This is a genomic window from Rhodococcus sp. AW25M09 (assembly GCF_000333955.1).
In the GTDB taxonomy this organism is placed as follows: domain Bacteria; phylum Actinomycetota; class Actinomycetes; order Mycobacteriales; family Mycobacteriaceae; genus Rhodococcoides.
In genome coordinates this window covers 19,081-44,214 of the sequence record NZ_CAPS01000135.1, presented here as the reverse complement: position 1 = coordinate 44,214, position 25,134 = coordinate 19,081, and the positions used below count along the sequence as shown (strand labels likewise).

Genomic DNA, 25,134 nt, shown 5'->3' with positions numbered 1-25,134 from the left:
GATATTCGGGCCACCGTGTTCTAGAGCCACGGTGGCCCGAATATCGGGGACCTGCCACTCTGATCAATGGTTATTACTAGTCACCCTTAGTTTCTAGGATTAAAGCAATGTAAATTGCATTTTCCGCACCGTCTGAGGCAAAATGCCAGCTCAGCACAGTTTTGCGCTGCAGGCGTGTCGGTGACCTGCGCTAGGCTGCCGATATGGACTTCCGACCAGGCCGAACACTGGCCGTGACCACTGTTGCGGGCACTGCCGACACTGGCAGGTCGGTCGCGGTCGAGCCGGAGATCCCACCCGCCGTCGCGAAGCGGATCGCAAGTGCCGTGCACTCCTCCCGGTCCGAGGGAACCCGCAAAACCTACGCAGCGGCGTGGAGACGCTTCACCACCTGGTGCGAGACGAATGGTCACGTGACGTTGCCGGCGCACCCGATTACCATCGCCGCCTATCTCGTCGATGCCGCCGACACCCGCACCGAAGCAGGAGAGCGGGCCTACGCCGTTGCCACCTTCGGCACGTGGATCGCCGCGATCAACCATCAACACCGCACAACCGGGCATATGTCTCCGTCCGCGCACGAACTGGTTACTGCGACGCTGTCGGGGATTCGGCGGGAGTACGCCGCCGCGGGGGACCGGCCCCGCACCCCGCGAGACCCGCTCCTGGTGGACGACATCAAGCTCCTCATCAAGACAGCACGCGAACAGTGCCGCGGGTGGGCAGACGAGGTGCTCGAACGCCGCGATTCCGCGATTCTGTTACTCGGGTTCGCTGGCGCATTCCGCCGCAGCGAACTCTCCGACCTGGTGTGTGGGGACGTGACCGTGCACCGGCACGACGGCCTGCACGTGCGGCTGCGGAAGTCGAAAACCGACCAAGAGGGCAGGGGAGCGGTGAAGGCCCTGCCGTACACCGACTCCCACGAGACCTGCCCACCATGCGCCTACATCCGCTGGATCCAGCTTGTCGCCGCATTCGACGTCGGTGGCAGGCCGTCTGTGATCCGCCTACTCCGAAAGCAAGCACCGTTCGACGCTCACGTCTGCCGTGGGGGAGTGCCCCGCACCGCTGCGCGCGCGCCAATATTCCGCGCCATCGCCAAGAACGGGAACCTCAGCACCACAGCACTGTCCGGGGCGGCAATCCACCAATGCATCAGACGCCGCGCGCAGCAAGCAGGCTACGACCCCACCGTCGTTGCCAAGCTCGGCGGGCACTCGCTTCGCGCAGGGTTTGTCACCCAAGGCACTCGTAACGGTGCCGACGGATCCGCTATCGCACGTCAGACTGGTCACGCCAGCCTTAACTCGGTGGAGGTTTACCGACGCGAGCATGCGCCGCTGATGGGGAACGCGGTCACCAAGATAGGGCTGTAGCCAGTCGGTTTCCCTCAACCCGGTACTGATCGGCCGTCAGCTGCCTACGGTGGGCAGTCGAGATGCAAATGATCTCAGCCCCTTCAGTGACGGTTGTTGTATGACTGGCCGTTGATATCGGACGCGCATAAGTTGTAGCCGAGGGGTGAAAAGAAGTTGGATGGGAGCGTGACGACATGACTGAGGGACCATTGTCGAACACCGATCACTCTGCGGCTGCAAGCACCCTCGGTTACCTTCACCAGACGCGGTGGGGTCTGCTGGAGCTCCTGCGATCACGCGCCACGAACCCCGGCCGAAGTCTCACCATGGAAATGTTCGACGACATTGCGTGGGATCAGGACGGTACACCGACGGAACTAAAGCAGCTAAAGCTACATGTCTCCGCACTACGAAACCTGACCGACGCATCTGATGACATGTGGCGAACCCTGCGCGTGTGGATGGACGCTGGGCGGGCGGGCGATGTGTACGGCCCGGTGTTTACCCTTGTCACGAACAGCACCGCCGGTTCGGGGTCTGCGGCGTCCCACCTTCGGGTGTCAGATCGTGACGTGACGTCTGCGCTTGCGCGGTTGGAGAAAACCGCGCGCGATTCGACTGCAGAAGGTACGAAGGCATCCCGGGAGCAGTTTCTCCGGTTGGACCCTACCGAACGTGCAACCTTCGTTGGCCGGATCTACATCGCGGATCAGTCCGCGGACCTCGACGGGGTCGAGGATGAAGTAGCTGCCTTGCTTCGTCCAGGTGCACCGACTGATCAGTTCAGCACGTATCTCGATCAGGTTTGGGGTTGGTGGGGTCGGACAGCCATCGACATGCTGAAGGGTGCGCGGCCGGCCATGTCGGTCACGGAGATGCTCGTTGCGCTTGAACGGATACGTGACCAATACACGAGGGACAATTTGCCTTCGCTCATCGAAGCAGAGGACATCGATCCAGCCAGTCTGCAACACGAGCATCGAATGTACGTGCGCCAGCTGACACTTCTTGATCTTGCGCCTCGTCCGCTGAATAGAGCAATTATCGATTATCAGCGGGCGTACCTCCAGGAGACCCGTTGGCTCGACATCCATCTGGTCGACTACGACGAGCTGAACAAGTTCACCACGCGCCTCATTGACGAATGGGAGCGAGAGTTCGACCACATGTGTTCCAACCTCCCCGTCGACGCCGCTGAGGCGGAGAAACGAGCGGCCGGGCGGGAACTCCTGCACGCGCTCGGAAACTCGACCCTTTCTATCCGGGCTAAGTTCCAAGAACCGTTCCACGCCCGCGGACGCCGGCATGCACTAGCAGAGACTCAGACCATCGGTTGGCATCCCGACTTCGAGGAACACCTCGCCGCACTATTGCTACCCGCCGAGTAAAGGCCGATTCATCGAAATTACCAACACGACACGATGTGGGCCACATACCTGATTCGATCTACCTTGAAGGTTTCGTGGCAATCTTTACAAATGCAACCGTGGAGTCAGCGCAGCTCGGCCGTAGCGGATCTGTTGAACCCCGCCATTATCGCCGCAGCCATCGCCGCAGCCGCAGTGCAGTACGAGCGCCGCGACCATACGCTCATGCCCTTCGAGTTGTCTTTTTTGGTTGTGCCATTGGTACTTCACCGTGACACGCGGACCTCACTACCGACGCGCGTCGATTCGCACCTCGCCCGGTGGGTGACGTCCAACCCTCTGCTTGCGGCTGGCTTTGGCGCCCGCGCCAAAGCACTCACAGAACCAGTCAGAGAGGGCATTCGATTTGGCTTACGCTGCGGCGCTCTCCATTTGGACGGTCCGCACCTCTCAGGTCAGTTGCGTCGCCGACCGGCTGTCGTTGGTGACGTCACCCAGATAATTTCGAAGGCAGGCTTCGTCGGTCGATGGTTTGCTCAGCTCGAATCGTCTGCTACCGCGTTCGCTCTACTAGGTGTGAAAGTCTAAGGGTGTGCAGCTACTAGCGCTGGCGCTTTACGCGCATGATGGTCGCCGCCGAGACGTGCGATTCACCCCGGGCCGACTCAACATCGTTACCGGCGAATCCAAAACAGGTAAGAGCGCTTTGCTCGCCATCACGGAGTTTTGTCTCGGACGCGACACATACCTAGTGCCCGCAGGGCCGATCACTGATTTGGTCGCTTGGTACGGAGCGCTGTGGCAGCTCACCGACGCACCCGACGGTCCTCGTGCGTTCGTAGGTAGGCCTGCCCCTCCGAAGGGGCAAGCATCGACGCAGCGAGCCATGCTTGAGTTCGGTGGACCAACCATGGATTTACTCGACCACGCAGACTTGGTCGAGAATGCTGACAGTGGCAACGTTCGTCTTCAACTGGGGCGCAGAATAGGTATTTCCGACAACGTAATCGAGCCCAAGGGCGGAGGGGTCGGTCAGACCCCATTCGAGGCACACCTAGGCCACGCATCTTGGTTATGCCTTCAAGACCAAGGTGAGATCGCAAACCAGAACCTGCTTTTCCACCGGCAAGCTGAGTACACGGTGGCCCAGCACCTGAAAGACACCATCCCCTATTTCCTCGGCGCGGTCCCCGCTGATGCCGCTGCGAAAAAGGGGGAACTTCGAGATGCCAACCGTGCCCAGCGCCGGGCAGAGGCAGCGCTTCACGCTGCTGAGGAAGAGGCCGCGGCGGTGGGTGCAAATCTCCGGGGCTTGCTCGAGGAGGCGTACACCGCGGGACTGACGAATGAGCAGCATCTGACCGAAAGCCCCCAGATCATCGCGGCTCTCCGCGAGGCGGTTTATGCGTCTGCGTCGGACATCGAAGAGGCACCATCCGCGGCCGGCTCATCGACTGACCCTGAGTCAGAGGAACTCCGAGATCGCCGTAGAGCGCTGATAGCGCGTCGTATAGATCTACGCGACCAGCTCGAAGCAGCGATGAATGACCGAGACCTGCTGCTCGACCGCGCTGACGCCGAACGCGATTTCACTGAAGCGGTTGAGCTTCACGCGGGACGCCTGACCAGCCTCGAACTCCTGCCGACCAGCGACGGCGAAACGACCGAAGTAACAAGCTCGTGCCCAGTGTGCGCATCGCAATTGGTGGAGCCCGACCCGACGTTCACCAATCTTGCTGAACGGCTGCAAAGCTTGCGCGAAGAGTTGACATCTCTCGACGCTGCACCGAGTTCTCACCGACATGTTCTTGTAGCAATCGAAACCGAGGCCGACAGGCTCCGCCAAGAATTGGCGGCGGTCGAGTCGACTGTTCAGGCCCTCGACGCGGCCGACGAGACGATTCGACTTCACCGACAGGCTGACGCCGCCAGGAATTACACACGGGGGCGTGTGGAAGCGCTACTGGGCGTCCTATCAACAGGCACCAACGATGCGCTGGTTCGCCTCCGCGGCAACCTGGACAGCGCCAACGAACGAGTGGCCCGACTCCTTTCCGAACTCGATCCCGACATCGACAGGGAGCAATTGCTATCAAGGCTGAACGTCGTCGGTCGCACTATGACCGAACTGGCGCAACGACTGGGTCTTGAGCACGTCGAGAACGGTGTACGTCTCGACCTCGCGAACCTCACCGTGGTAACCGACTCCAGTGATGGACCATTGCCCCTTCAGCGAATCGGTAGTGCCGCGAATTGGATTGGCTATCATCTCGCGACGCACCTGGCACTACACCAGTACTTCGTCGAGAACAACCGGCCAGTACCGCGCTTCCTCATGATCGACCAACCGACACAAGCCTTCTATCCGTCAGAGATCGCCAAGAACGCCGGGGCCGTAGACGATGCAGACCGCGCCGCAGTGTTGGCGATGTTTACCGTCATGCGTGATGTGGTCGAGGAGTTGGCTCCGCGGATGCAGATCATCGTCAGCGATCACGCCGACCTAGCGGAGGAACAGTGGTTCCAAGACGCAGTGGTCCATCGATGGCGTGACGGCACGCGTCTAGTACCTGCAGAGTGGACCGACACTGGTCCTACGGACGCCACAGATGCCTGAGGCTCCCACTACCATCGATCCCCTAGGACGCAGATGTTCGAGAAGCACGCTCGTTGGCTGGAAGAACTGAACAGCCACGTCAACACCGCTGGATTGATCACTCACACAACTGGATACATGACTCTGGTTGCGATCAGCTCCGAAATTTGCGACATCTGTGCGGCCCCTGGCAAGTATGACTACTGGACTTGGCGGTCGCTCGCCACCGACCTCGACGACGCCCTCAAATACCTGGGCCCCAAGATGGCAGGTATTCTCACGACACCGATCACAGCGATCCTCGACGCCATCCGGAACGAACTGTTCATCCCGCGTAACGGGAAGAACCCTAACGTCGACGACACCAAACGTGCTCTTGTTACCCGCTACGCGATAGCCCTGCATGCACTCCTCGACGAGGACATCGTCCTTCTCGCGTCTTGGCGCGACCTGGTGGCAGCGTGCAAAAACGACGACCATCTCGTCTACCCGTACGACCGTATCGCGTTCCTACGGGACAATCTCCTCGCGCTGATCAGACACAGGCGACAAGATGACGGACCCTGGGGAACGTCCCAAACCGCAGTCGGTATTCTTTTCGACCACGGCCATCAGGTGAGCCGAGCCCAGCAAGCGCTGGGGGACAAAGCCTTCGAGTTCGACCCGCGCCACCAGTCACGTCCTACCGGTCTCGATGACCCTGGACGAATGGATCTGTCCGAGCGTTGGATCGTGCGACGAGCGCGACGTACTGAGTCGGTGGTGTGGTTCCGAATCGCAGACGCATACACCCGTGCGCTCAGCTGCCTGACACATGACAACATCACCTTTTACCCAGCTCAAGTGCTGGCCGGTGGGATCATCGACCATGACGTGGCCCGCGAGATATTCCCCGTGGTGCCCGAGGAACTCCTGACAGATCGGATCAGCAGCTTTCAGCAGTCGGGGGAGATAGACGAGTACACAGGTATTGAGCACAAACCGGGGCTCGTGTACGCGCGAGTCGTGATTCCCTCCGCCGAACCGCATCTCGCGGGGGCAAAAGCCCGCGCTCACCTCGATGCCCTGTTGACCCTTACCCGTCCATCCAAGGACACTTGGACGGTCCTCAACGGCGAGCTCCTATTCGGCCAGGGCAGGATGCCGCGCCTCGACTGGGGTCCCAAACACCGCCGGAAGACCACCATCTTTCCGGAAAATGACTGTACCGCTGCCAATTTGGATGCTCTTTCCAACTCCGGGTACATCATCACATCCGAAGTAGCCGGCCACCTACGGCCCGTTCAGCTACTGATCGACCAGATCGAGTCTGCCAACGATTCCGAGTCGATCGTCATGGCAGCGGTACGAGCCATCGAACACCTCAACACGTGGGCAACCCGTGCCACCGACAAGTGGTACAAGTTCGTCAAGACCTACCTCGCTGAGGAATACACCAGGTTGGCTTTCCTGGAGCGCGCCACCCAGACAACGTTCGAAGCAATCGTACGAACCCTCCCGGACACGTCTCCTACAGCGTCACCTCAACCTGTCCTCGACACGATCCGCGACGAAGTCGAAGGCGGCACATGGCGAACGAGCTTTGACCGACTGAAGGCGCTGGGCTACATCGCAGACCTGAACACGATCTATACGAAGCACCCACTCATTCGGCGACTCCGCGAAGTCGAACACATACTCAGCTCAGGTCGGTCGATTCAATATGCCTTCGACGAAGAAGAACGTCGGGTCGACGTTCGAGTAGCCCGACTCACACGCACCCGCAATGCAGCAATCCACGGAGGGCCGCTCTCGCCCTCCGCATGCGACTCAGTAGTGGACTTCGCCCGGGCGCTGTCGCTGCAAGCGTTGAGCCATGCCGTCACCTCTGCCCTGTCGGGGACTGACGTGCAAACCGTCATGGACCAACGACGACTCGCAGAAGTGCAGCGAGCCGACGACCTGAGACAAAAAGCTGAGCTCAAAGACTTATTCAATTCCTGAGTCGAATGCCCCCTCAGCATCCCGCACCGACAACGTAGGGGGGGACAGCGTCAACATCCGTTGACGGTGCGGTAACTGTTGCGAAGCGATCTGCGTTGCGATAATTGAAAGAGTCCTCTGCGCAGTAGGGTCGGGCAATGTCGTTGACTCATGAGTGGAACCTCCTCGTGACTGCGCTGCATGACGTGGCGCGCCGGTGACGGCGCGAACGCTCAGGCCATGTGCGTCGACGAGCGCGGTGAAGCGGGCCAAGGCAGCGACGGTTCCGTGGCCGGACGAGCTTCGCGAGTTCTTCGGTTTTCACGACGGTCAGAACGAGGTCGGCGGCGCGGGACTCGTCGTTCCGGCTGGACGTCTGCTGCAGGTCGTGGAGATACCTCAGCGGCATTCCGACATGGTCGAAGTTATGGCGGATATCGTTGCAACAGAACCAGATATGTACGACGGGACCTACGCCGAGATCGTCAACAACCTGGTCGAGGCGGGCGTCGAGGCAGAAGATCACCTGTTCCTACCGGGGTACGTCCCTATCGCGGCTTGGGATTCGAATCTGATGTATTGCGACACCCGTTCGGGAGAGATGCGGGGGAGTGTGTCGTACCGATCAGACGACGGCGGGCACCTGGGTGTGCCGACCTGGCCGTCTTTGGAAGCATTTGTTCGCGACGTCAGGTTGGCCGTGACCGATCGGATATCGATCGGCTGGTACACAGCAGCGGTCGACAACGGGGTGCTGGACTGGGACATCGTCGAATGACGTTGCGGCAGGGCGAGAGCGCCGAGATGGCAGTACGGGCAGCGACGGCCCGCCTTGGAGCGGCCACCCTCCGAAACACCTGGTGTTGCCGTTCACGCTCGCCGGTGTCGTGCGGGCAGGCGCGTTGTCGGCAGACGGCGGAGTCCAGGTGACCATTACTCCGTGTCGTGACGGCTCACCTGCTCGATGGTTGATCGATCAGAGACGCGACTGGTGGGATCTGGTCACCCGCGGCCCGTCGGGGTACGAGCGCTACGCACGGTTGAGGTTCATCCCGGACCCGACCTACGACGGTCAGCGCGAAATGGACACCGATTTCACCAACGACGGACCGTCCGGGATCGCCCAGCTCGGAATCACTGTCTCCGCCCTCGCCCGGTTCACCACGACTGTGGACGAGTGCTATTTCCTGATCTGGGAGGGCTACGAAAACCTCGACCACTTGAGGGCCGCGACAGTCTCGATCCCGGAGCGGCCCTGCTACCTCTTCCGAGGTACTGCGGAGGACGTGTCGACGTGGAAGGACGCCCGGGACGACTCTGGTGAGCTGCCGATACCTGCGTTTGTGTGGCCGGCCGATCGTGCGTGGTGCATCGCCAACGATGTCGACCCCCACTTCGCCACCATCGGCGCCGGGGAGTCCGCTATCTCAGATCTTCTTCGCACCGCACGAATTGATACGACGCTGGACGATCCCACCACGTACCCACCGTTCTAAGTATTCTGAAGGCCACGGCTCAAAGAGCGCGTTCGACGCGCTCGCCGAGGCGCAGTCCCTGCAGCGCAACGGTTTCTAGTGGGCGTTCCGTACCCTCGGGTGGCGGTGTCGAACCGGCACCGCTATCCGAGACGCAAGGAGGCACCTCCATGGCTGGAATCGCTGACAAGCTCGACAAAGCATACGAAGACAAGCCACTCACCGAGCTCGTCGACGCACCCGTCGAAGCACTGCAGGGCGTCAGCCCTGGCGATGCCGAGCATCTCAAGGCCGCATTCAACATCAAGACCATCGGCGATCTCGGACGCAACAAGTACTTCCTCTGGGCGCAGTCGATCGCCAAGCTCGCCGAGTAAGACTCGAGTACGTACAGACGATGAATCCACAGGACTGGTTACGTCCTGTGGATTCATCGCAAGCCGACATCAATGCCTGTGGCGTACCTGCACCATCGACCGTCGACAGCGATGCCGTCGACGCGCATGCGCCCCACGTTCGCGGCGGAACGACCCTCGGCGGCTGCCTCTGATCGGTCGGCCTTCAACCCGGTACCGTCGCACTGTGACACCGAGACGGGGCAGCACGGTGGGCGGTTACAGCTATCAGTGGTCGCTGTTCGTCGACTGGTGCGCTGCGGCCGACGTCGAGGCGCTACCCGCGTCGCCGATCACGCTGGCGGAGTTCCTCGCCGAAAACCCAGCCGGCGACGCGGTCCAGCTGCGCCGGGTTTCCGCGATCAACCGCGCTCACCTCGACGCCGGCCATCCCGCTCCCGGACGCGTCACCTCGATCCGGATCGCACTGAACTCGGTACGTAGCAACAGAACGATTCGGCGTGCCGAGCAGTACAAGACGATCGCGGCCCGACTGCCGATCTCCGGATCGACGGCTGCATTGTTCGGCCGCCGCGACGCAGTCCTTCTGGTTCTCGCCGGAGCCGGCTTGTCCTACAGGGCAATTGCAGAACTCGACCGCACCGACATCACCACCGACAGTGGCAGTGTGTGGATCGACGGCCGCCATCGAGTCGGCATCGCCCCCAACTGCGCCACTGGTTTCGAGCCAGCCTCGATATGGCACCGGTGGCACACGGTCCTGCAGTTCTCCGAGTGCTACCCCTCGACAACGTTGCTGGCAGAACACATGCAGCGCAACACGTTTCCCGATATGTCCGGGTTGCCGCAGCGCCTTGGTCCGGTCGCGGTGCCGATCGACCGGTGGGGCCACCTGCCTTTGCCGGTCACGGCGTTGACCGCGGCCGAGGTCGGAGCGGTGATCGCCAGGCACCGCACCGGCGTTTCTCCGCTGCACACTCCACGTCGCCCCATCATCAGACCGTCCGACGGTGCCGATCGGAGTGAGCCGATCACCGCTCCGGAGTTGGTCGCCGCGAAGCTCGACTCCGGGTACTACCGCTCGGGTGTCGAGGCACGTCGCCGCGCACACACCGCACTCGCCGATGTGCCGGACATGGTCGACGACGTCGAGGACCGCATCGAGAAACTCCTCGAACGCACCCTGCAACTCCTCGACTCATCCGCCAGCGGTGGTAGCACCTGACACGTTGGGCTCAGGATGTAGCGGACCGAGACCCCACCGTCGTACACCTCATCGAGCGCAGAAGCCGGACACCACCTTCGTTGCCGCAACGCGGGCCGGCACCTGAATTCATGTCGGCGACGAATGACGTGTGGTCTGCGGGGCCCAGCACTGCATCCCGGCACACTGTCAACATTTCTTGACGGTGCGGTAGCCGCTTCCCGCCCCATCAGCCGACAGCGACAGCGCAAAGGCGTCGCAGTACTTGCTTCCGCGCCGGGTACAGCTTGTCGACGTAGTGCGCCTGGATTTGCGCCGAGCCGTTCGCTATATCAGATTGTATCCGCAAATATAAGATAAAATCTAATACACATGCATACGATCCGATAGTCTAAGTGCATGGAGTACGGACTGAACCCCTTCACACCAGGATCTGGCACCCGCCCACCCGAGCTCGTCGGACGCACCGCCGAGCTCGAACGATTCGACTTGTTGGTCGCGCGTACGAAACAGCGGCGCTACGACCGCGGGTTGATGCTCCAGGGACTTCGAGGGGTAGGCAAGACCACACTCCTGGCGACGATGGCGGATCAAGCCCGCCGCCACAACTGGGTGGTGGTCGAGGTCGAGGCCCAGACCAGCGTGGAAGGTGCCGAGGCGCTGCGGCGACGGATCGCCAAGGACATCTCCCGCGCTGTACGTCGTCGCCAGTTCGCCGGCCCGGTCGCGAACAAGATCCGGCAGTTGACCGAAGAGTTCTCGGTGTCCGCCACTGCGTTCGGTGTCGGAGTCGAGCTCGCTCGCTCCGCCGGTACCGAGAAGCCGACCTTGGGGGTCGAATTCGAGGATCTCGTCGAAGATCTGACCGAGGAACTCCGCAAGGACGGCACCGCGCTGGGGCTGTTCATCGACGAGATGCAGGAGCTCGAACCTGCGCTGCTGCAGGTGATCCTGGCGACCCAGCACCGTGCAGCCCAGCGCCAATGGCCGTTCTTCGTGTGTGGCGCAGGCCTGCCGAACCTTGCACAGGCCTTGGCCGATGCACGGTCGTACGCCGAGCGCCAGTTCGACTACAGGACCATCGGTCCGCTCGCCGACGATCAGGCCCGCGATGCGCTCGCCACACCCATCACCCGACTGAACCAGGCCATCGACGCCGAGGCAACCGACTACGTCGTCGCGGCGAGCGATGGATACCCGTACTTCCTTCAGGTGTTCGGTCACGAGCTCTGGCAGGCAGCCCAGCAATCCCCGTTCACCCTCGCCGACGCCGAGGACGCGGTCGACACCGGCCACGCTTCGCTCGATGCCGGCTTCTACAGCTCAAGGTGGCTACGGGCCACCGAAGCAGAAAAACGCTATCTGGTTGCCATCGCGCGCAGCGGAACCGACACTCCGCGGACAGCATCCCTCGCCGAGGCCCTCGGATCGAACCCGCAGTCGATGGCACCGCACCGTGACTCGTGCATACGCAAAGGGCTGATCTGGTCTCCCGCCCGCGGCCTGGTTGCCTTCACCGTTCCCGGGATGGCGGACTTCATCCGCCGCCAACCCAACGCACCGATTATCTGAGCTCGACAGCCAACGTCGACCGAGTCGAATCGAGCACGTCGACAGATCGTGCAGCACCGGCATCACACAGCGACGTCGGTGTAAGAATCCAGTTCGATCCGGCGTTGCCGCGTCCAGCCGCGCGGTGGGCGCGGTGAGAGCGAGAAATGCGAACAAAACCGGCGCTCGCGTCTGCTCTCAGTTCATGGCCGGTACGCAGTGCGTCAGAACGGGTCTGGTGGGCCGGTGTTCATCACCGCCATGATGTAGTCGTGGTCGGGTGGATCGGCCGGGTGATCGTCGGCGATCGCGAACAACGACCGATCCGGTTCCTTCGGGGTACGTGACTCGTCGCGGGCTGCGAGCCATTCTCGCCAGACGATGCGTTCGGCGCGGTGGCGCACGATGCGGGCACGAACGGCCGACGTGAGACCGTGACGATGGCCGATGTCGTCGAGGTCGACGGGACCGACACCGACGCGGGTGTTCACGACCGTGAGCAGACCGGCGATACGCAGATCCAACAGGGTTTCGTACCCGCTGGTGCGGCCGATCCCGATTGCGGTGAACAACTCGTCCGGGGTGAGTCGTTCTGATGCAGCGGCTACTGCGTCGTAAAGGATGCGGTGCCGCCATCCGATGACACTCCATGCCGGGTGTACCGACTCGACCTCCGCGGGCTCTGTCAGAGTGTCCTTTGTCATTGCTCGTCCTGCGTGTGTCGGCACAAGCGCATACCGGTCAGGGTTCTGACCTACCCCGCGTTCGATCAACAACAGCGGTGAGCCTTCCATATCCCTTAGCCGCTCCAGAACTGACCACACCGTTGATTCGGGGAGCATGCCGGCGGCGATGGACAGTGAGCGGCCACCGACGCCGACTGTAGGGACACCTTCGACTATCCGGCCCGACACTGCAGCAGCCCACGCCAGTGCTTGAACGACTGCGTGTGTAGTCCAGCGATCTCGCCGGTGAAGGAACTCGGAAGCGACCCAGGTTTGAGCGTGGGTAAGCCATAAACGAAGTACTGGATCGTAGGTACCCCCTGTGTGCTTTTGCTTGTGCCCGATATCCCGGACTGGGTCGGGGAGGCTTGATGCGGCCCAGTCGAGGGCGCGGGCCGTGTCGCGGCGGATGGCGCGTTCGGGTTCGGCGTAGCGGGCGTATGCGGCACGCACACCCGCCCAGTCAGGCTCGGTGACGCGGGTGAGGATGTCGGTGGTGCTGGCTCCGGCGAGGACGGCGTGGGTGATGACGGACTGGCGTGCTTCCGAGCGTGAGGGCCAGCGGCGGGTGTCGATGCGGCCGGTGCTGGCGAAGTCGAGGACGCAGCGCGGGGGAGGGGTGGAGCGGCAGAAACGCGGATGCAATCGGGCGTCATCGCTGCTGCCGAGGACGCGTTCGGCGGACGTCTCGGCTCGGATGTGTGTGTCGATCGGGCTGGTGATCGCGCGGCCCGTTCCTCCGAGCAGGGCTTCGAGCCGTTGGAGGGTGCCGGCATCGGACCCGACGGTCAGGATGTCGGACGCTGCAGGCGGGTCGAGGTCGACGAGGGTGCGGTAGCCACCTTCTTTGCACTGTGAGCCTGGGACGGTGATGCAGCCGGTTTTGTCGTTGGTCATCGGTGTGATGTCCAACGTGGGAAGTCGCGCTGAAAGAAGGCGCAGCAACGGCCGTACCTCGTCTGCGGTGACCGTTTTTCCCGGTGCCAGCGGTATCAGCACATGTCGGCCGCCGCTGGTGGATTCGTCGACGACGGCGCGGCCACCGCATTCGGTCAACCAGGCCAACAGACGCTGGGTGTCGGCGACAACGGAGGCGTGGCCGTGGTGTTTGGTGTCGAAGTCCAAAGCAACGACGCCGGCGCGCCCGCGTGAGAACAGCGGCACAGCTGATGGCAGTGCCGGCCTTTTGACCGTCAACGGCCCCGACGACACGTATTTACGCGTCGTCGGGTCGTACAGCCTCATCGATCGGCGCGCAGCAATGGCCGGTGCGAATCGATGCCACAGTCGGTCCGCAGTCGCATCCGGGTGGACGACACGAGCATTCAATCTTGTACCTACTTCAGGGCACGATGTACCCTGAGACATGTCACGCAAGACAAGTCCCTTCGGGGAGTAGCAACACCCGAGTTGCGAGCTAGTCACTCGCTTCTCTGATTTCGAGAACCCTCGGCCCGCCCGCCGGGGGTTTTTCGTTATCTGTGCTGCGCTAATTCAGTTGAACGTGTGTCCCGAATGTCGGTTCGGAACTAAACGATCACGCAGTCAGGGGCAACACCCCTTGGTTCTGCGGTCGGTTGAGTTCAAGTGCGAGGTCCTCGCGGTCGTTCACGATCGCGATGAGGTCGGCCAGGTATTGACCCAAAGACGTCACACCTGCTGAACTCTGTTGTTCTTCGAGCGTCTTGATCAGCTCTAGCGGGATTCGGACAGTCAACGGCTTCCGGTCACCCTTACTGGGCATCGGCATCGCGTGGCCTCCTTCATCTGCATCATCGGTCCCAACCAGTGCCTATCCTGATGCAGAATCACGTTCGGCGGGCTCAGACACGCCGTAAGCGACCGAACAAATTACATCGATGTGAGTCGCCCGCGTCCTTGAGGCTAGACGGTAGAGCGATTCCCGGTCTCGCGACTGGAAGCGGTGGACCGCCCGGTGTCCCTTTGTGGCCGGAGGGTGTGGAGAACTGCTGCTCGGAGAGCCTCGCAGCGATGCCGTACCCTGGCACCGCAATCTGAAGACGGCAGCTGGGGGGCTCCTATGAACGATTCGATGGCAGATGTCTTCGAGGCGCGCGCAACTATTGAAGCGATGATTCCCTCCCCGTGGAACCGCGACGCGTTCATCGACGCTCTCTCGCAATACCGCGGCCGGCCAATCGAACTTCGTGGGGTGCGGTCATCGGATAGCAGCGAGCTGTACAGCGATCTTCAGTCTTCACCATGCGGCGTGTGGTGTGACTGCACAGATAAAGACATCATCCTGTACGACCTGGGAATGACAGAGCGCCATCTAATTCAGGTGCTGTGCCACGAGGCGGCCCACATGGTCCTTGGTCACTCATCCGACCAGGAGCCGGACGAAGACTGGTTGCGGCTACTACTTTCCGATGTACCCCCGGACGCTCTTCGCAGCGCTCTAGGTCGCAACCTCGTTTCAAATGAGCAGGAGAGCGAGGCTGAACTCTTGGCGGATTTGGTGATGACAAAGGTCTCGCATTTCCGCGATTCGGCCGCTATGCGATCGTTGTGGGGGACGGCATGACTAGCTCCGTTCCGGGACTTATCAGCTGGACAATCATCCTGATGTCGGTCGCAACATTCATTGCGCGAATGATTCTGCTGTTCGGGCGTTCCGGTTCACACACAGAGCGGCTGGTGACGTACGCGCTCGGTTTTGCAATCCTGGCTGCTGTCTTCCGTGAAGAAGAGGCCCAGAACTTCATGGCAGTCCACGTCGGGCTATCCGTCGGGTTCACCCGCCAACTTGGTACGACCATGATCGTCATGGCTTACGTGCCGTTGGTCCTAGTGCTGGTGTCGTCGTGGGCACGATCTCGATTCTCCGACCGGTGGATCACGGACAAGCCGGTATGGCTAGCTGGCTACATATCCGTCCCGCTCATGCTCGTGTTCGGCACCCACGCTCGGGTGCTCGACCAATACATCGACCGAACCGAAGGTTGGCAAACGGTCGCATACTTCTCGATCTTTTCCGCCTGGTGCGCCGCCGTAAGCGTCCCTCTGGTCTACGTCAGCGTGCGCGATCTCGTCCGGGGACAACTTCGAGGAAAACACATCGCAACATACCTAGTTCTTCTGGTCGCTGGTGCTTGGGCGACGGAAGAGGCAATCTCCATCTTCGCGAGTTCGGTATTTGCCGCAACCGGAACTGGCACGTCGTTTGTCGAGTTCAGATTCGCAGCAAATGAGAATAACTTCGTTTATATTCTACTTCTTGGTGCAATTGTCGCCATTATTCGGCCAATCTATCTACTACTCGAACTCGCAGACCTCGACCCGGCAACTCGGTCCATTCGGAAGCTCCAGCCACTTCGCGAGGACCTAGTCGCCACCTGCAAGGACGATATTCCCGGTTTGGATAAGAAGTACCACGCAGCCGCCGGATCAGGACGTATAGAAGCCTTACAACGGATGACGGTCGAGATCCGCGACTGCTTACTGGTGCTCGGACGGTTCGCGACGCCCATCGACGACCACACTGACCCAGCTACGGCTTCCGCGTTCCAAGTCGCCGCAGCTCTGGAACGAAAACGTTCCGGCGGGGCCCCGGGCGACTACATACGACTACACGCCGCTGACAGGGATCGCGACCTTATCGAGGAAGTGCGCGCGCTGAACAAGATCGCGTGCCGGTGGGAAACAGCAAAGCAATCGGCCATCTCAACCCACGCTTAACAACGTTCAGGAAGTAGTCACATTGAGCCAGTCTGTGAGCAATCCCCTACGTATCAAGGCGAAGGATAGGGTGCTGCCGCACCCACCCCATCGAATACCCCTTCTCGGTGATCTTTGGGACCTTCACATCACCGATTCGAGTCAGTGGGGTATGAAGGGAGCGCAGCGGTACGGCGGTATCTACGAGCGAAACATTGTCGGCACCCGCGTCACGTATGTCTCGGACCCTGACCTGCTGGTCGAGATCAACGACGATCGGAATTGGTCGAAGTTTCTGGGAGTACCCATCCGGAACCTTCGAGAAATTGTCCGAGATGGCCTGTTCACCGCACACAACAGAGAACCGAACTGGGCGAAAGCTCACGCCATTCTTGCTCCGTCGTTCACAGCTCAAGCGATGCGCGGTTATCACCAGACGATGGTCGAGGCGGCCGGGCAATTGACCTCGCTGTGGCACAGTAAGCCCGCTGAGTCATGGATCGATGTGTCGGCCGACATGAACAAGACAACGCTCGAAATCATCGGCCGCTGCGCGTTCGGCTACGACTTCGACTCCTTCACCGACTCTGGTGAACACGTTCTGGTTGGTGCCATGCTGAGAGAGCTGCGCTACATCAACCGTGCCGCCTACTCGCATCCCCTCGTCGAGAAGACTATCTTTCGCAATCAGTTGAAGCAGCACCGCGAGGACGTGCGGATGGTGCACGCCCTGGTTGATGATGTCGTTGCAACCCGAAAAGCCACCGGGCCGGGTGGCAAAGGCGACCTGCTCGACCGCATGCTGGTCGAGGCCGATCCGGACAGCGGGGAGCTGTTGGACGACGCCAACGTCCGAAACCAGATTCTGACGTTCCTTGTGGCGGGTCACGAGACGTCGGCGGGGGCTCTCGCATTTGCACTGCACTACTTGTCGCTCCACCCTGAAGTGGTCAAGGAAGCACGCCGCGAAATCGAATCTGTCTGGACGGACGGCACCCCTACGTTCGAGCAGGTGTCGAAGCTCAGAGCAACCCGACGAATAGTCGACGAAACCCTACGCCTGTGGCCGGTGGCACCTGGGTACTTCCGAAAGGCGAACGCCGACACAATGCTTGGAGGTCGACATCCATTCGAGAAGGGTGAGTGGGTGTTCGTCGTCTTACTGCAATTGCACCGTAACGCCCTGTGGGGATCGGACGCCGAAGAGTTCAACCCCGACCGCTTCCTCCCTGAGAGGACGCGTGGTCGGCATCCCGAAATCTACAGACCTTTTGGGGTAGGGATGCGGGCCTGCATCGGCAGGCAGTTTGCGTACCACGAGATCCTGATCGTCTTGGCGACCATTATCAAGGACTTCGACATCGAGCCGGATCCCGATTACACGTTGCAGGTGCGGGAGACCATCACGTTGAAGCCTGAGGGGCTACGCGTGAAATTGCATCCTCGGACGTGACTTGGGCTCAGCCGCGCAAAGCGCGAATCAGAGCGGCTCGATCCGAGGATGTTGGTTGCCCCCGAAACCGCAGCCGTTTCACCCCTTGTTGCCGGAATACCCTCAGCGTATCGAGCTGCTCCTGCAAGTCTTTGAAGCGCTGGTCGTCCTCCGTTGCTGTGAGGTAATCGCTTGAGAAGCGGAAGAAGCCAGCGATGTCGGAAACAACCGCTGCAGATGGCATCTCTGGAGTTCCAGCACCTGATCGAAGCTGCTCGAAGGCCTCAACGGAGATGTTGTGCCCACGCTCGACCAGATATTCCACGACAGTCTCGTTGGACGTTTCGGCCTCGTCGATAAGATGGAAAGTATCGAAGAGTGCGTCGATCCTGCGGCGCATCGGGAATTTACTCATCGGACTGCTCCAACCGCCGTTGAAATCGTTGTTCCTGCGCTTTGGTCAGACCATCGGTTTGGCCGGCGAGCCACCGCCGATATTGCCATTCTGAGACATCAGCTGCGTCGGTCGGTATCGGCTCGTCGAGGAACGGCCCTAACAGCTGGAGGATTGCGGCAAGTCCACCCGGAGAGGAACGCCGGTTAGCTTCAAGCACGCTGGTGACATACGAGCCGTAGATTGGTCGAATAGCCAGCGCCAGGCGCTCCGAGATCGATCGCAGCGATTGGTCTTCCCTGACGTCGGCCAGGTCCTGCAGTTCGCCGACAAGCTTGGTTACTTCGGCTACGGCGGCTACCGGAACCGAGAGGCCACCAGAGGCGAGAGCGACGTCAGATCTTGCCGCTGCCGCGGGCGTGCCGCCTACTGCGACTCTCGCCGCTGATCCAGCCTCCCATTGCAACCCGATATCGAGCTTGCGGAATGTCGCCGCCCCAAGGTCGTCGCCTTGGCCCCGCTCGATTTTTAATAGCGTCGGTTCGGACGGCCCTCCATTGAGAGACACCTGCCGACGGCTGAATTTAAGCTGATCCCGCCTTGCCAGGACAGCTGCACGCAGGCGTTCTGCGGCGCTCCCACCCATGCTGCCTGCTCTCATTTCGGCATTTGCGTACAACTTGCGAGTTACACGCCTCCGTGCCACTCGAAGAGTACCTGTAAATCTTCTGATTGAAGGTCGAACTGCTGTTCAAAGTGATCGGATCCCATCAACATGCAGACACCTCAACCACTTGCGTGATGTGAACACTTGCGTATGGTTTGCGTATGCGCAACGGGGGTGGGTGTTTGTCGGCGGTGACTATGACGGTGTTACCCGAGCGCCTTGCACCCTTTTCACTGTCTGGTTCGACCCCTCTCGAACGCCTCGGCGACAGCCGCATCCGGGAGCTTCAACTCGACGGCAATCCGTCCACACACGGCGTCAGTAAGCGACGCATGCCCGCGCTCGAGCGCCGCAAGCAGCGGTGTCGAAATTCCTGCACGCTGGGCAAGTTGAGCTTGCGTCCAACCGGCGAGCTCGCGGAGATTAACGAGCTTGCACTCGGTCTCGGGTATGTGAATCAGCTCGGCCATCTCAAGGCCCAGTACCTGCGCGACGCGCTGAAGTCGGTCCACCTGAGGTGTCGATCGTCCCACCTCCCAGGCCGATATGGATGCCGAGCTGACAGACGCCCGCAGAGCCAGTTCTCCTTGAGAGAAGCCCTTGTTCAGTCTCGCCTCAAGGAGCCGCGAAGGCTCAAACCCCTCCAAAGGGCGTCGACTCATCCTGGGCACCCGAACATAACGATCCATGCTGCCCGACCCCTGCTCTGTTGTCACAAACTGTCGCTATACACTGTTGCTATAAACCGTTACGATAAACGAGATAGGTGGATCACCTTCTAAGCCCTCGCGGGGACTTGAAGCAAAGTTCACATGATCTTGCACAGACCATTGTCTGAGCGATGCGGTCCGGGGAAGCAGCAGAACCCTGCACATCCGGATTGCAGAGGAACCCTCAGCGCCATCGTTGATTGGCGTCTCTGGCGGCGCTGAGGGTTCTTTTCTCCATCGAGCTCCAAGTCCAATCACTGATCTAGGCAAGCGCGGGCTGGCACCCACGCTTCGCCGTAAACGAACTGCAATCGGTTCGGGAGGACGACTATGACATCTTCTCATCCAGGCACGTTGCTACAGCTCAATCCTGGCTGTAACCCGCAGCTTTGCCCGGCGACGACCGCGACAATCCTCGACTTCGTCGTGTGCTCACTGCCCGAGGGCTCCCATGAGACCCACCAGCTGCGGTGCGAGACGACCGGTGAACTCCTTGGTGAGTGGACCGACGCGGACAAAACGTTTCGCCTGCCCGCCAACGAACTCCAGGGCGATCTCGAGTTCAGTCACGTGGCCTGACCCCCAGTCTCGACTGGGGGTCCCGCCTGACACCCAGTCGAGAGCTACAGCGACAGTCCGACTCCTGAGACTGCGCCGTAGCTCATTTGGTGGACCGGCGCGAGGGTCGCACGGTGACGCTTCGACCGCTCATCGTCTGCCGAACTGCGCGACCCCGCCGGGACATCGAACCAATCCCCACACCTCAACTGACAGAAAGGAATACGCCCGATGCCTTGGATCTTCACGCCCAAGGCATCAACCGTCGTCCGCGCTGAGGGTTCACCCGAAGGCTGACCCTCGTTTTCGGTCGTTTCCCAGCGCGGACGGTGGTGGTTCCACCATCAACGACTCCTGCCACACATCACCCAATACCGCTGCATCGCAGCGCCTTACGAAAGGCACCACCAGTCATGTCTCCTCAGCAAGGAATCGGTGGGCGTCATCGCCGCCGCAGGGAACGGGCACTCGTTCTCACTGCCGTGCCGGTCGCCGTCGCACTGGCGTGGGGCACCGCGACCGCCCACGCGGCACCGCAGGACTTCGTGACCGCCCCCGACACCGCGCAGTCCGGAATCACCGACACCACCCCCGTCGCGCCGCCGCCGGCCCCGACCAGTGAACGTCCGTTCCTGCCCGGCTACCAGGCCTCACCGCAGGTGCAGCAGTCGCAGTGGCGTAGCTACGACGACTACCGGTCCGGCAATCAGCAGTCCTCGTACAAGACCACCTACTACGAGCCCACTCCCGCGCCGCAAGCCGCACCGACCGACGCACCCCCTGCCCTGCAAGCGACCCCGCCGCCCCCACCGCCTGTCCCGACTGTGCAGCGCAAGGTCATCGCACCGATCGACGCACCCGACGGCTACGTCCTCGTCGGCGGCGAACTCGTCCCGTACGACCCGAACCTGCTCGACCCGAACCTGGTCGAACAGTTCAACAACACCGGAGCCGCGGTACAGGCCGACGGCGGAAACTGGCTCGTGGACAACGGATTCGCCGACGCATCCCGCGCCGACCGCATCGCCGCCGGCACCGCCACCGGTGTCCTCACCGGTGGCGCTGTCGGCCTTGCCGCTTCCGTGGCCCCTGCCGCAGTGATCACCGGCACCGCAGCCGCCATCGGCGGCGGACTCGGCGTAGCAGCCACCACCGGCACCGGAGCCATCGTCTGGGGCGGACCGGTCGGATGGGTCTTCATCCCCGGCGCAGCAGCACTCGCCGGAGCAGGAGTCGGCGCTGCCCTTTCGGCTCCGATCGTGCTGGGCCTGACCGGCACAGGTGCGGTCATCGGCGGCATCCTCGGTGCCACCGTCCTCGGCGGCGAGCAGCAGATCATCGAAGAGCCCGCACCGCTTCCGGCACCCGAAAGCATTCCGGCTTCCCCTGCTGCGCCGCTGACCGTCGATTCCCCCAGCGTGCAGAACGCCATCGACACCACCGTCGACCAGATCCAGGGCAGCCTCAACCTCGCCCCGGCCGACGTCGACCAGGCCGCCACGGCGGTCCAGGGGTGGACCGAACCTGCCTACGAGCAGGTCCAACAGTTCACCTCGACGGTGCTCGAGCAGCCTGCCGTGGCGGACACCGTAGCGGCGGTCAACACCGCCGCCGCGCCTGTTCTCGACCAGGCGAAAGCAGCACTGGCGGGTCTGAACCTCGCGATCTGACCTCCGGGTGTGCAGCCCGACCTCTGGTGGCCGGGCTGTATCCGAAGGTTCGACCCCGTTCGTTCCTCACCTCGACCCTTGGAAAGGCCTGTTGTGGCACCTCGAGACCGCACCACCGACGCCGACACCCACCACGGCACCGACGACTGGTTCGCCGACCCGGTCGTTGCCGAGATCGAGACTGCCGCAGCAGCTTCCGACTATCCGACCGAGCGCAGACTGACAGTCATGACCGAGCACCAGTCCGCCGACACCGAGCCGGACGACGACTGGTTCGTCGAGCACCCTACCGACGACATCGCTGTGGACCACCCTGACCGTGGCCCCGCATCCCAGCCAACGGATGCATACGGCTCCTTCGACGAACGGACCTCTCTACTTCGCGCTGGAGGCCCCTACACCGCACCCAGACCGGCTCCACAGTCATGGTGGCGACGCCACCGCTCCGCCGTCGCCGTCACGACCGCACTCGCGGTCCTGATCGGGGGAGTAGTGGGAGCCGGGCTGGTGCTCACCGGATTCGGTGACGAACCGCAACCAACGCCCGTACTGCTTCCCGACGAGATCGTCACCACCACAGCAGCTCCGACCTCGACCGCTCCCGCGGCGGCCGGTGCGGCCGCAGCCGATGTCACCTGGTGCCGGGGGCAAGCCGACGGTGACCCGGTCACCGAAGACAGTGCCGACCCCGGCGCGGTGGCGATCTGGCGGTTCGAGAAGGCCTTCTACTTCGACCGCGACGGGGTCGCCGCCCGCGCCGCAGGTGCACCCGATGCGGTGATGGCGTCCGCGCAGCGCCTCCAGTCAGGGATCGACCAGCTCGAACCCGATGTCGAGTTCTGTGTCCTGGCCGACCCGATCGACGCCGGGATCTACGACGTCACCGTCGTCGAGCGCGGACCCGGCATCGACGGGCGCATGAGTCGCCAACGGATCACCACCACCAAGCAGCAGGACGGCACGACGCTCATCTCCGCCATCGTCTCCCGCTGACCCCCATGACCAGGCATATCCGCTGGATCCCACCAAAGAAGAGAGAAGCCGTGCACACATCCATCGACCAGGTTCGCCGCCTCACTGTGCGCCTGCTCGCCGCTACCGCCGCGGTGACCATCGTGGTCTCCGCCAGCGGCGTCGCGGCCGCGCAGCCGTCCGCCACACCTACCCCGTCCGGATCGGCCACCACCAGCCGATCCAGCACCGACGGCGACTGCCCGGTGCTGCACCTGGTCGTCGTCCCCGGTACCACCGAGATCGACGAGAACTCCTCACCCGACGCCGATTCCGGTTTCTTCTCCCGGCTGACCGTCCCGGCGATGCGTGATGCGAACTCCGGCGACGGACCCGCTCTCGAACGCAGCTACGTTCCCTACCCGGCATCATTCGGCGGTAAGCCCGGTGATCGCTCCGCCGTTCCCTACGCCCAGTCCGTCGACATCGGCGTCGAGAACACCACCAAGATGATCTCCGACATCGCCGCACGCTGCCCCGGCACGAAGGTTTTCCTCTCCGGCTACTCCCAGGGAGGCGAGGTCGCCTCCCAGGTCACCCGCGAGATCGGAGCAGGAACCGGCCCCGTCGACGCCGACCACTTCGCCGGCGCAGCATTGTTCTCCGACCCCACCCGCGCCGAAGGCGAAGACGTCATCGCCAGCGGGGGATCGACACCCGCTCCGGCTCCGGGCACCATCGGTGCAGCCGTGGACACCGTCCAACTCGCCCCAGCCGTCGCCGCAGCCGCCCCCGCAGGCGGCGGTATCGCACCGACACCGAAGATCGCCGGATTCGGAGCAGTCTCCGACCGGGTCGCCTCGTACTGCACCGCAGGCGATCTCGCGTGCGACACCCCCATCGACGCCCCCGCCGCCAAGCTCGTTGCCTCCATCGCCGGACAGTCCTCGATGGACACCCGCGACCCCGTCCGGATCCTCACCGACGTCTCCACCGCCGTCGGGCGCACTGCCCTGATGACCGGTGCGTCGGTGATCAACGACAACATCGACTTCGACTCCAAGGCAGGACGATTCGAGGTCAATTCGTCATCGGAGACTGTTCTGTCGAAGATGGCGAAGTACTCCGACCCCTCCGCCACCTCGACCGACGAGATGATCGACGAAGCGGTCGGCGCGGTCACCAAGATCGCCGGTATGGCCATCGGCGCGGCGATCACCGTCGCCAAGGACGTCATCACCCCCGAGACGATCGGCCAGCTCGCCACCGTCGGCCTGACCAACCCACCCGCAGCCCTGGGCATTCTCGCGACCAAGGTCCTTTCGTCCGCGGTCAAGCTCGTGCCCCCGGCGACCATCGACTCGGCCGTCGACGTCGCGTTCAAAGAAGTGTCGAACACGATCGACGAGAACGCCGGTCTCGCGCAGCTCGTCACCGACACCTCGTACTGGAACACCGCGACCAAACACGGCTCCTACGACAGTGTTCCGGTCGGGTCCAAAGGTGAGACCCCCGTCGAGCTGACCGTGCGGTGGATCGTCGCGCTCGCCGCTGACCTGACCGGCGATCAGAGCCTCGCCGACAAGGTCGGGGCAGTGATCACACAGGGTGCGTCGCTGTTCGCCACCACTGACGCCGTCCGCAGCGCGGGAAGCATCCTCGCCGCCCACGCCACCGTCGGGGCCACCGGCACCGCAACGACGACCACAGCGGCCACCACGACGACCCCCTCTGTTTCTGCCGCTGTGCCGACCACCGTCTCACCAACCACCACTCGGTGACCGAGAACGCCGGAGAAGGAGGTGCGCCCGAGATGGCCGCACAACCAGCTGAGCACCATGACTATTACCGAGACGACGACGTGTCGGTCACCCCGGCAGGGCTGCGGATACCGCCGCCCGAACGTCGAGCACCGATTCACGACGTCCCGGTCGCGGTCCACGGTCGCCCGCCCGTGATGTGGCTCCTCGCCGCTCACGGGCGCTCCGGCGCAGGCACACTCGCTCAGATCTGGGCCCCGGCGGGCGATGCTCGCCGGGGCTGGCCCGCCGCCGACCGGCACCGCAATGTCGTCGTCGTCTGCCGCACCGACCGCGCCGGCCTCGACGCCGCCCACGACCTTCTCCTGCAAGCTCAGGCCGGCCTCGTCGGCGACTGCACTCTCCTCGGACTGGTCCTGGTACCCGACGCTCCCGGCCCACTCCCCAAGACCCTGCGCCGATGGGCGGACGTCGTCGCCTCCGCAGCACCAGCGGTGTGGCGGATCCCGTACGTCGAGGATCTGCGCATCCACAGGCAGAGCGAGCTCGCGATCTGGACCCCCACCGAGCCCGACCCACCCCCACCCGGGCGGTTGCGGGCACCCGCTCCCTCGACCACCACCCCGAACCCCGAACTCGCCGCGATCGGGCGGGAGATATTCACCGCAGCCCGCATCGCCGCAGGTCGCTGACCATTCACTGCACAACACCGACTAC

The 25,134-nt window shown here is 62.5% G+C and carries 24 protein-coding genes; 18 read left to right on the top strand and 6 right to left on the bottom strand.

Annotation, left to right across the window (positions count from 1 at the left end; translation table 11 throughout):
- The first annotated feature begins 203 nt into the window (after positions 1–203).
- The 11 genes from RHODMAR_RS24825 to RHODMAR_RS24780 all read left to right on the top strand — a co-directional run bounded on the left by RHODMAR_RS24825 (position 204) and on the right by RHODMAR_RS24780 (position 11,893).
- Positions 204–1,379, top strand: a complete 1,176-nt coding sequence (locus RHODMAR_RS24825; protein WP_008720342.1) for a site-specific integrase — start codon at positions 204–206, stop codon at positions 1,377–1,379.
- 308 nt (positions 1,380–1,687) lie between these two features.
- Positions 1,688–2,749: an ABC-three component system protein gene (locus RHODMAR_RS24820; RefSeq protein WP_051048269.1), complete on the top strand. Its 1,062-nt coding sequence runs from the start codon at positions 1,688–1,690 to the stop codon at positions 2,747–2,749.
- Between the two features lie 33 nt (positions 2,750–2,782).
- A complete protein-coding gene (locus RHODMAR_RS29640) occupies positions 2,783–3,316 on the top strand; it encodes a three component ABC system middle component (protein ID WP_051048268.1) in 534 nt (177 codons plus the stop codon).
- Positions 3,317–3,638: 322 nt separating this feature from the next.
- Entirely contained in the window at positions 3,639–5,345 is a 1,707-nt protein-coding gene (locus RHODMAR_RS24810) for a DUF3732 domain-containing protein (protein WP_198289534.1), read from the top strand.
- A 33-nt stretch (positions 5,346–5,378) separates the two neighbouring features.
- A complete protein-coding gene (locus RHODMAR_RS27185) occupies positions 5,379–7,307 on the top strand; it encodes a hypothetical protein (RefSeq protein WP_008720333.1) in 1,929 nt (642 codons plus the stop codon).
- 238 nt (positions 7,308–7,545) lie between these two features.
- Entirely contained in the window at positions 7,546–8,064 is a 519-nt protein-coding gene (locus tag RHODMAR_RS24800; RefSeq protein WP_008720330.1) for a hypothetical protein, read from the top strand.
- An 82-nt stretch (positions 8,065–8,146) separates the two neighbouring features.
- Positions 8,147–8,782: a hypothetical protein gene (locus RHODMAR_RS24795; RefSeq protein WP_008720328.1), complete on the top strand. Its 636-nt coding sequence runs from the start codon at positions 8,147–8,149 to the stop codon at positions 8,780–8,782.
- A 149-nt stretch (positions 8,783–8,931) separates the two neighbouring features.
- Positions 8,932–9,138: a hypothetical protein gene (locus RHODMAR_RS24790; protein WP_008720325.1), complete on the top strand. Its 207-nt coding sequence runs from the start codon at positions 8,932–8,934 to the stop codon at positions 9,136–9,138.
- A gap of 47 nt (positions 9,139–9,185) precedes the next feature.
- Positions 9,186–9,311 carry a hypothetical protein gene (locus RHODMAR_RS29460; RefSeq protein WP_269744645.1) on the top strand — a complete coding sequence of 42 codons (126 nt, stop codon included), beginning with the start codon at positions 9,186–9,188 and terminating at the stop codon, positions 9,309–9,311.
- 32 nt (positions 9,312–9,343) lie between these two features.
- Positions 9,344–10,342 carry a hypothetical protein gene (locus RHODMAR_RS24785; protein ID WP_198289533.1) on the top strand — a complete coding sequence of 333 codons (999 nt, stop codon included), beginning with the start codon at positions 9,344–9,346 and terminating at the stop codon, positions 10,340–10,342.
- Positions 10,343–10,720: 378 nt separating this feature from the next.
- Entirely contained in the window at positions 10,721–11,893 is a 1,173-nt protein-coding gene (locus RHODMAR_RS24780) for an ATP-binding protein (RefSeq protein ID WP_008720321.1), read from the top strand.
- Positions 11,894–12,096: 203 nt separating this feature from the next.
- Here the strand turns inward: RHODMAR_RS24780 and RHODMAR_RS24775 are convergent, their stop codons facing one another.
- Positions 12,097–13,926 (bottom strand): hypothetical protein, encoded by a 1,830-nt coding sequence (locus RHODMAR_RS24775; RefSeq protein ID WP_157226207.1) that lies wholly within the window; start codon positions 13,924–13,926, stop codon positions 12,097–12,099.
- 208 nt (positions 13,927–14,134) lie between these two features.
- The gene (locus RHODMAR_RS24770) at positions 14,135–14,347 is read right to left on the bottom strand and encodes a hypothetical protein (protein WP_037174519.1); all 213 of its coding nucleotides are present in this window, start codon (positions 14,345–14,347) and stop codon (positions 14,135–14,137) included.
- 291 nt (positions 14,348–14,638) lie between these two features.
- Here RHODMAR_RS24770 and RHODMAR_RS24765 point away from each other — a divergent pair, with 291 nt between their 5' ends.
- From RHODMAR_RS24765 to RHODMAR_RS24755, 3 genes are read left to right on the top strand one after another with little or no spacing between them, the layout of a single operon-like run.
- Complete coding sequence (locus RHODMAR_RS24765) at positions 14,639–15,142, top strand: hypothetical protein (protein ID WP_157226206.1); 504 nt, start codon at positions 14,639–14,641, stop codon at positions 15,140–15,142.
- 41 nt (positions 15,143–15,183) lie between these two features.
- Positions 15,184–16,296 (top strand): DUF6545 domain-containing protein, encoded by a 1,113-nt coding sequence (locus RHODMAR_RS24760; protein WP_157226205.1) that lies wholly within the window; start codon positions 15,184–15,186, stop codon positions 16,294–16,296.
- 34 nt (positions 16,297–16,330) lie between these two features.
- Entirely contained in the window at positions 16,331–17,728 is a 1,398-nt protein-coding gene (locus RHODMAR_RS24755) for a cytochrome P450 (RefSeq protein WP_157226204.1), read from the top strand.
- A 7-nt stretch (positions 17,729–17,735) separates the two neighbouring features.
- On the opposite strand, the gene RHODMAR_RS27180 is transcribed toward RHODMAR_RS24755, so the two are convergent.
- The 4 genes from RHODMAR_RS27180 to RHODMAR_RS28430 form a co-directional block, all read right to left on the bottom strand.
- On the bottom strand, positions 17,736–18,122 hold the full coding sequence (locus RHODMAR_RS27180) for a hypothetical protein (RefSeq protein WP_008720316.1): 387 nt from the start codon (positions 18,120–18,122) through the stop codon (positions 17,736–17,738).
- Positions 18,115–18,747 carry a hypothetical protein gene (locus tag RHODMAR_RS27175; protein ID WP_008720315.1) on the bottom strand — a complete coding sequence of 211 codons (633 nt, stop codon included), beginning with the start codon at positions 18,745–18,747 and terminating at the stop codon, positions 18,115–18,117. Before RHODMAR_RS27175 ends, RHODMAR_RS27180 begins: the two co-directional genes overlap by 8 nt.
- A gap of 251 nt (positions 18,748–18,998) precedes the next feature.
- Positions 18,999–19,430, bottom strand: coding sequence for a helix-turn-helix domain-containing protein (locus tag RHODMAR_RS27760; RefSeq protein WP_042940277.1), 432 nt, complete (start codon positions 19,428–19,430; stop codon positions 18,999–19,001).
- Between the two features lie 480 nt (positions 19,431–19,910).
- Complete coding sequence (locus RHODMAR_RS28430; RefSeq protein ID WP_157226203.1) at positions 19,911–20,048, bottom strand: hypothetical protein; 138 nt, start codon at positions 20,046–20,048, stop codon at positions 19,911–19,913.
- A gap of 401 nt (positions 20,049–20,449) precedes the next feature.
- On the opposite strand from RHODMAR_RS28430, the gene RHODMAR_RS24735 reads away from it, so the two are divergent.
- The 4 genes from RHODMAR_RS24735 to RHODMAR_RS24715 all read left to right on the top strand — a co-directional run bounded on the left by RHODMAR_RS24735 (position 20,450) and on the right by RHODMAR_RS24715 (position 25,109).
- Positions 20,450–21,706 carry a hypothetical protein gene (locus tag RHODMAR_RS24735; protein WP_042940276.1) on the top strand — a complete coding sequence of 419 codons (1,257 nt, stop codon included), beginning with the start codon at positions 20,450–20,452 and terminating at the stop codon, positions 21,704–21,706.
- Between the two features lie 93 nt (positions 21,707–21,799).
- On the top strand, positions 21,800–22,699 hold the full coding sequence (locus RHODMAR_RS27170) for a hypothetical protein (protein WP_008720309.1): 900 nt from the start codon (positions 21,800–21,802) through the stop codon (positions 22,697–22,699).
- 50 nt (positions 22,700–22,749) lie between these two features.
- On the top strand, positions 22,750–24,438 hold the full coding sequence (locus RHODMAR_RS24720) for a cutinase family protein (protein ID WP_198289532.1): 1,689 nt from the start codon (positions 22,750–22,752) through the stop codon (positions 24,436–24,438).
- Positions 24,439–24,470: 32 nt separating this feature from the next.
- On the top strand, positions 24,471–25,109 hold the full coding sequence (locus RHODMAR_RS24715; protein ID WP_008720305.1) for a DUF6668 family protein: 639 nt from the start codon (positions 24,471–24,473) through the stop codon (positions 25,107–25,109).
- Positions 25,110–25,134: the final 25 nt, after the last annotated feature.

Coding starts and splice junctions, on each gene's coding strand:
- RHODMAR_RS24825 (WP_008720342.1), top strand. CDS start 204: ATGGACTTCCGACCAGGCCGAACACTGGCCGTGACCACTGTTGCGGGC.
- RHODMAR_RS24820 (WP_051048269.1), top strand. CDS start 1,688: ATGGAAATGTTCGACGACATTGCGTGGGATCAGGACGGTACACCGACG.
- RHODMAR_RS29640 (WP_051048268.1), top strand. CDS start 2,783: ATGTGGGCCACATACCTGATTCGATCTACCTTGAAGGTTTCGTGGCAA.
- RHODMAR_RS24810 (WP_198289534.1), top strand. CDS start 3,639: ATGGATTTACTCGACCACGCAGACTTGGTCGAGAATGCTGACAGTGGC.
- RHODMAR_RS27185 (WP_008720333.1), top strand. CDS start 5,379: ATGTTCGAGAAGCACGCTCGTTGGCTGGAAGAACTGAACAGCCACGTC.
- RHODMAR_RS24790 (WP_008720325.1), top strand. CDS start 8,932: ATGGCTGGAATCGCTGACAAGCTCGACAAAGCATACGAAGACAAGCCA.
- RHODMAR_RS24780 (WP_008720321.1), top strand. CDS start 10,721: ATGGAGTACGGACTGAACCCCTTCACACCAGGATCTGGCACCCGCCCA.
- RHODMAR_RS24770 (WP_037174519.1), bottom strand. CDS start 14,347: ATGCCGATGCCCAGTAAGGGTGACCGGAAGCCGTTGACTGTCCGAATC.
- RHODMAR_RS24765 (WP_157226206.1), top strand. CDS start 14,639: ATGAACGATTCGATGGCAGATGTCTTCGAGGCGCGCGCAACTATTGAA.
- RHODMAR_RS24760 (WP_157226205.1), top strand. CDS start 15,184: ATGTCGGTCGCAACATTCATTGCGCGAATGATTCTGCTGTTCGGGCGT.
- RHODMAR_RS27180 (WP_008720316.1), bottom strand. CDS start 18,122: ATGAGTAAATTCCCGATGCGCCGCAGGATCGACGCACTCTTCGATACT.
- RHODMAR_RS27175 (WP_008720315.1), bottom strand. CDS start 18,747: ATGGGTGGGAGCGCCGCAGAACGCCTGCGTGCAGCTGTCCTGGCAAGG.
- RHODMAR_RS27760 (WP_042940277.1), bottom strand. CDS start 19,430: ATGAGTCGACGCCCTTTGGAGGGGTTTGAGCCTTCGCGGCTCCTTGAG.
- RHODMAR_RS24735 (WP_042940276.1), top strand. CDS start 20,450: ATGTCTCCTCAGCAAGGAATCGGTGGGCGTCATCGCCGCCGCAGGGAA.
- RHODMAR_RS24715 (WP_008720305.1), top strand. CDS start 24,471: ATGGCCGCACAACCAGCTGAGCACCATGACTATTACCGAGACGACGAC.